Below are 5,965 nucleotides of genomic sequence, written 5' to 3' on the forward strand. Positions count from 1 at the left end.
GAGCTTGCGGGTGAACGGTGGCTGGTGTCCGAAGCGGGGCTTGGGCGGTTCCTGGCTTCCCTCCCCGAACCCATGCTGCTTGGAGCGGTGGAACTGGCGGACGGTTCGAGGGCGGTCGGATTCGCTTGTGATGCTGTCGCGGCTGCGCAGGGAGAAGACATCACGCACTACGGCGACTGGCTGGCAGACCGGAAGGGGGCCACAGGCCGGGACGGGCAGCATGAGCCCCACAACGTGTGGCAGAACCTGGGGGAGGCAGCCCTCGCTGGGTTCAGCCGCGGCGAGCGGCGGTGACACCCGGCGGGCGGTGCCGGGGCCCTGTGAGGCCCCGGCACCGTCCGCCGGTGGGAAGCGGGGCGGGTCCAACTCCCGGTAAACTTGATGATTGTGACTTCCCAAAACACCCCCTCGCCCAAGAACGCCCCGGAGCCGCTCGATGCCAGCGAGCAGATGCGCATCCGCATGGAAAAGCGCGCCAAGCTGATTGAGCGCGGCGTTGAGGCGTACCCGGTGGGTGTGGAACGGACACATTCGCTCGCGGAGGTCCGCGAAAAGTATGCCCATCTGGAGGCGGATGACACCACAGGCGACATTGTAGGCGTCACCGGCCGTGTTGTGTTCGTGCGCAACACCGGAAAGCTGTGCTTCGCCACCCTCCAGGAGGGCGGCACTGACGGCAAGGGAACACGGCTGCAGGCCATGCTCAGCCTCGCCAACGTGGGCGAGGAAGCGCTGGCCGACTGGAAGGCGCTGGTGGACCTCGGTGACCACGTGTTCATCCGGGGTGAGGTCATCTCCTCCCGCCGTGGTGAGCTGTCCGTTATGGCCGAGTCCTGGTCCATGGCCTCCAAGGCGCTTCGTCCGCTGCCGGTACTCCACGCCGAGCTGAACGAGGAGACCCGCGTCCGCCAGCGCTACGTGGATTTGATGGTTCGCGACGAAGCCCGCGAAATGGTTTATACCCGCGCCGCCATTACGCGCTCCATCCGTGAGACGCTCTTTCGCCACAACTATGTGGAAGTCGAAACCCCCATTCTCCAGCTGGTCCACGGCGGCGCGCTCGCACGCCCGTTTGAAACCCACATGAACGCCTTCGACCAGAAGATGACCCTGCGCATCGCCACGGAGCTCTACCTCAAGCGGGCCGTGGTGGGCGGCATTGACCGCGTTTATGACATGGGGCGCGTGTTCCGCAACGAGGGCGTGGACTCAACCCACAGCCCGGAGTTCACCACGCTGGAGTGCTACGAGGCATGGGCGGACCAGTTTGTTATGGCACAGCGGATCAAGGAAATCATCCTCGATGCCGCGGACGCCGTAGGCGCCGGCCGTGTCCTGCAGACAGAAGCGGGAGAGATCAACCTTGACGGCGAGTGGGCTTGGGTTTCCGTTTACCCGGGATTGTCCGACGCCGTTGGCCAGGAAGTTACCCCGGATACTCCGCTGGAGGTGCTTCGCGGCATTGCCGACAAGCACGAGGTCAAGGTGGACCCGAAGTGGGACGCAGAGAAGCTGGTTGTCGAGCTGTTCGGCGAGATTGTGGAGCCCACCCTGCTGAACCCCACCTTTGTCTACGACTACCCGCCCTCTGCCCAGCCGCTCGCCCGCCCGCACCGCGAGGACGGCCGGCTGATCGAGGCGTGGGACCTCATCATCGGCGGCATGGAGCGCGGTACGGCCTTCTCCGAACTGATCGACCCCGTTATCCAGCGCGAACGGCTTACCGAGCAGTCCCGCCACGCAGCCGCCGGTGACGACGAGGCGATGCAACTGGATGAGGACTTCCTGCGTGCGCTCGAATACGGGGCGCCTCCAATGGGCGGTATCGGGCTCGGCATCGACCGGCTGGTAATGCTGTTCACCGGAGCCGGAATCCGCGAAACCATCCTCTTCCCGCTGCTGAAGCCGGAAGGGCACTGAGCATGGAGTATGTAGCTGTACTCCTGCCTTCCCTGGTAGTAGGCCTCCTCTTCTGGTTCGCCATGAAAGCAATCTTCAACGCGGACAAATCCGAACGCCAGGCGGAGGCACAGGCGCAGGCAGAAGCGGAAGAGCGTGCTGCCGGGCCTGCCGGCCGCCCGGGCCCGGAATCGAATAGATAAACCACCCGGCTTTCCGTTTTTATCCCCAGGAACCAATTTACGCTTTGACGCGTTGCCATAAAGCGAGTCATACTTTCAGGGAAACATCCTGCTTTTCTGGAAACCGAACCCTTTTCAAAGGAAGACTTTAAATGGCACAGAAAGTAAACATCATCCTCGTTGATGATTTGGATGGGGGATCCGCAGACGAGAATGTTAAGTTTGGCCTTGACGGGGTCAACTACGAGATTGACCTTTCGGCAGCCAATGCCGCTGAACTCCGTTCCTCACTCGAACGCTTTATCAATGCTTCGCGCAAGGCTTCCGGCGGCAGCAGCGGCCGGGCTGCCCGCACCAAAGCACCGAGTGGAGGCCGCAGCCACGATTCAGCGCAGATTCGCCAATGGGCGAGGGAAAACGGCTACACCGTTAACAGCCGCGGCCGAATTCAGGCCGAAATCCAGGAAGCCTACCAAAAGGCCAATTCCTAGTTTCAGCCACAGCCGGCCTATAAGCCCTGCTTCCCGTTATGGGAGGCAGGGCTTCTTTGGTTTCCCGCGCTGATAGAGCCCGCCGTGCGGCATTTACTCCCACATACGGGCCTCAGCAGCAGGGCTGCATTTAGGGTGCAGGACGTGGCAGGCAGCCAACGTGAACTGGGAGGCATCGGTGTGGAAGGACCCGGAGTGGGCCCCCCATTGCGTGTGGAAAAGGCTTGTTCTGCAGTCTTCTTCAGGCTGCCGGCGGTGTTTGGCGGGGACGGCTGCCGGTATTCCCGGTTCATCACGGTTTCCCCCGTGGCGAACACGCTCCACAAGTGTGGGCGGGCCACGTAGCATCAAAGTACGTCGTAGCTAGGAGTGTGGCGAAATGTTTGAGCGATTTACGGACCGTGCCCGTCGCGTAGTTGTGCTTGCCCAAGAAGAGGCACGCATGCTGAACCACAATTACATCGGTACCGAACACATCCTCTTGGGTCTTATCCATGAGGGTGAGGGCGTTGCCGCCAAAGCTCTTGAGTCCTTGAGCATTTCGCTCGACGGCGTTCGCGAGCAGGTGCAGGAGATCATCGGGCAGGGCCAGCAGGCGCCGTCCGGCCATATCCCCTTCACCCCCCGTGCCAAGAAGGTGCTGGAACTCTCGCTGCGCGAGGCCCTCCAGCTGGGCCACAACTACATCGGCACGGAGCACATCCTGCTGGGACTCATCCGCGAGGGTGAGGGTGTTGCCGCCCAGGTGCTGGTCAAGCTCGGCGCCGACCTTAACCGGGTCCGCCAGCAGGTCATCCAGCTCCTGTCGGGCTACCAGGGCAAGGAAACCACCGGCGCAGGCGTCGGCTCGGGCCAGCCCGAGGGCGCACCGGCCGGATCTGTTGTGCTGGACCAGTTCGGGCGCAACCTGACTCAGGCTGCCCGCGAGAACAAGCTGGACCCGGTGATCGGGCGCGAGCAGGAGATGGAACGCGTTATGCAGGTCCTCTCCCGCCGCACCAAGAACAACCCGGTGCTGATTGGTGAGCCAGGCGTCGGCAAGACCGCCGTCGTCGAGGGTCTTGCCCAGGCGATTGTCCGCGGCGATGTCCCGGAGACCATTCGGGACAAGCAGCTCTACACCCTGGACCTCGGGTCCCTGGTGGCCGGCTCCCGCTACCGGGGTGACTTCGAAGAGCGCCTGAAGAAGGTCCTCAAGGAAATCCGCACCCGCGGCGACATCATCCTCTTCATCGACGAGATCCACACCCTTGTGGGTGCCGGTGCCGCCGAAGGTGCAATCGATGCTGCCTCCATCCTGAAGCCCATGCTGGCCCGCGGTGAACTGCAGACCATCGGTGCCACCACGCTTGACGAGTACCGCAAGCACATCGAAAAGGATGCCGCACTGGAGCGCCGCTTCCAGCCGATCCAGGTCAAGGAGCCCTCAGTTGCGCATGCGATTGAGATCCTGAAGGGCCTGCGTGACCGCTACGAGGCGCACCACCGCGTGACCATTACCGACGGCGCCCTCGCCTCGGCTGCAAGCCTCGCCGAGCGCTACATCTCTGACCGCTTCCTGCCGGACAAGGCGATCGACCTGATCGACGAAGCCGGCGCACGGCTGCGCATCCGCCGCATGACCGCTCCGCCGGAGCTCAAGGCCATGGACGAGCGCATTGCCAAGCTGAAGATGGAAAAGGAGTCCGCGATTGACGCGCAGGACTTCGAAGGTGCAGCCGCGCTCCGTGACAAAGAGCAGAAGATGATTACCGAGCGCTCCGAAAAGGAACGCCACTGGAAGTCCGGCGGCATGGACGACATCTCCGAGGTGGATGAGGATCTCATCGCTGAGGTGCTTGCCAACTCCACGGGCATCCCCGTGTTCAAGCTGACCGAGGAAGAATCCTCGCGCCTGCTGAAGATGGAAGAGGAACTGCACAAGCGGGTCGTGGGCCAGGACGAGGCCATCAAGGCACTGTCCCAGGCAATCCGTCGTACCCGTGCAGGACTCAAGGACCCGAAGCGTCCCGGCGGTTCGTTCATCTTCGCCGGCCCCACCGGCGTCGGCAAGACCGAACTGGCCAAGGCACTCGCGGAGTTCCTGTTTGGTGAAGAGGACGCCCTCATCACCCTGGACATGTCCGAGTACTCCGAGAAGCACACCGTCTCGCGGCTCTTCGGCGCACCTCCGGGTTACGTCGGCTACGAGGAAGGCGGCCAGCTGACCGAAAAGGTCCGGCGTCGTCCGTTCTCGGTGGTCCTGTTCGACGAAGTGGAAAAGGCCCACGCGGACCTCTTCAATTCGCTGCTGCAGATCCTGGAAGACGGCCGCCTGACCGACTCCCAGGGCCGCGTGGTGGACTTCAAGAACACGGTGATCATCATGACCACCAACCTGGGCACCCGGGACATCTCCAAGAGCGTTGCCACCGGCTTCCAGTCGGGCACCGACACGCAGACCGGCTACAACCGCATGCGTGCCCGTGTCACCGAGGAGCTCAAGCAGCACTTCCGCCCCGAGTTCCTGAACCGTGTGGATGACGTTGTGGTGTTCCCGCAGCTCACCCAGGACGAGATCATCGAGATCGTGGACATGTTCGTCACCCGCCTGGAGAAGCGCCTCAAGGACAAGGACATGGGCATTGAGCTCACGCCCAAGGCCAAGGTGCTCCTGGCAACCCGCGGCTACGATCCCGCCATGGGTGCCCGGCCGCTGCGCCGCACCATCCAGCGCGAGATCGAGGACCAGCTCTCCGAGAAGATCCTGTTCGGCGAAATCCACGCCGGCGACATCGTCGTAGTGGACGTGGAAGGCGACGGCGACGACGCCAAGTTCACGTTCGCCGGCAATGCCAAGCCGCGCATCCCGGAAATCGCCCCGAGCGTCTAAAGCACCACCCGAAGGCCCCGCCAGCTCCCCGAGCAGGCGGGGCCTTCGCTTGTCCTCCGTCCCGGCAAAGCGTTGGCGTCCGGCATGACTCGGTTGGGTCGTTGCGGCACGCCGGAGTCATTTGCCGCTTGCTGCTCCTTCGTCGCTTTGACGCAAGCTACACAAATGACCCCGGCGCCTGCGCTTCGCGTGAGGCGCGCCTATGCACCATGCGACGGACATCAGGCACTTATGTAGCGTGCGTCTAAGCGAGGAACGGGCGGGCACGCGGTAAATGTCGCAGTTTCTGGGCCGGAAGTCTTCGCCTCGTAGGATTGCTCTGTGACTGACTCCTTCCATATCCGCCCCGCACGCACCGGCGATGTTTCCGCCATCAAGAAACTTGTGGCGCCGCTGGCAGAGCAACGGATCCTGATGGCAAAGGAGACGGTTGCTTACTACGAGAGCCTGCAGGAGTTCCGGATCGCCGAGTCCTCGGACGGCGAAGTCATTGGCTGCGGCGCACTCCATGTGATGTGGGA

4 protein-coding genes and 2 pseudogenes are annotated in these 5,965 nt (G+C 63.0%); all 6 read left to right on the forward strand.

The genetic code is table 11. From position 1 onward, the window contains the following. A pseudogene (locus RIF72_RS19705) lies at window positions 1-294 on the forward strand (allophanate hydrolase); the annotation flags it as partial. 87 nt (window positions 295-381) lie between these two features. Continuing rightward, window positions 382-1,920, forward strand: a complete 1,539-nt coding sequence (gene lysS / locus RIF72_RS19710; RefSeq protein WP_309076480.1) for a lysine--tRNA ligase — start codon at window positions 382-384, stop codon at window positions 1,918-1,920. A gap of 2 nt (window positions 1,921-1,922) precedes the next feature. Continuing rightward, the gene (locus RIF72_RS19715; protein ID WP_309076481.1) at window positions 1,923-2,102 is read left to right on the forward strand and encodes a hypothetical protein; all 180 of its coding nucleotides are present in this window, start codon (window positions 1,923-1,925) and stop codon (window positions 2,100-2,102) included. A 131-nt stretch (window positions 2,103-2,233) separates the two neighbouring features. After that, a complete protein-coding gene (locus RIF72_RS19720) occupies window positions 2,234-2,572 on the forward strand; it encodes an Lsr2 family protein (RefSeq protein WP_309076482.1) in 339 nt (112 codons plus the stop codon). A gap of 379 nt (window positions 2,573-2,951) precedes the next feature. Beyond that, window positions 2,952-5,444, forward strand: coding sequence for an ATP-dependent Clp protease ATP-binding subunit (locus RIF72_RS19725; protein ID WP_309076483.1), 2,493 nt, complete (start codon window positions 2,952-2,954; stop codon window positions 5,442-5,444). 321 nt (window positions 5,445-5,765) lie between these two features. Beyond that, a pseudogene (locus RIF72_RS19730) lies at window positions 5,766-5,965 on the forward strand (N-acetylglutamate synthase); the annotation flags it as partial.

Source organism: Paenarthrobacter sp. (assembly GCF_031180005.1).
Taxonomy (GTDB): Bacteria; Actinomycetota; Actinomycetes; order Actinomycetales; family Micrococcaceae; genus Arthrobacter.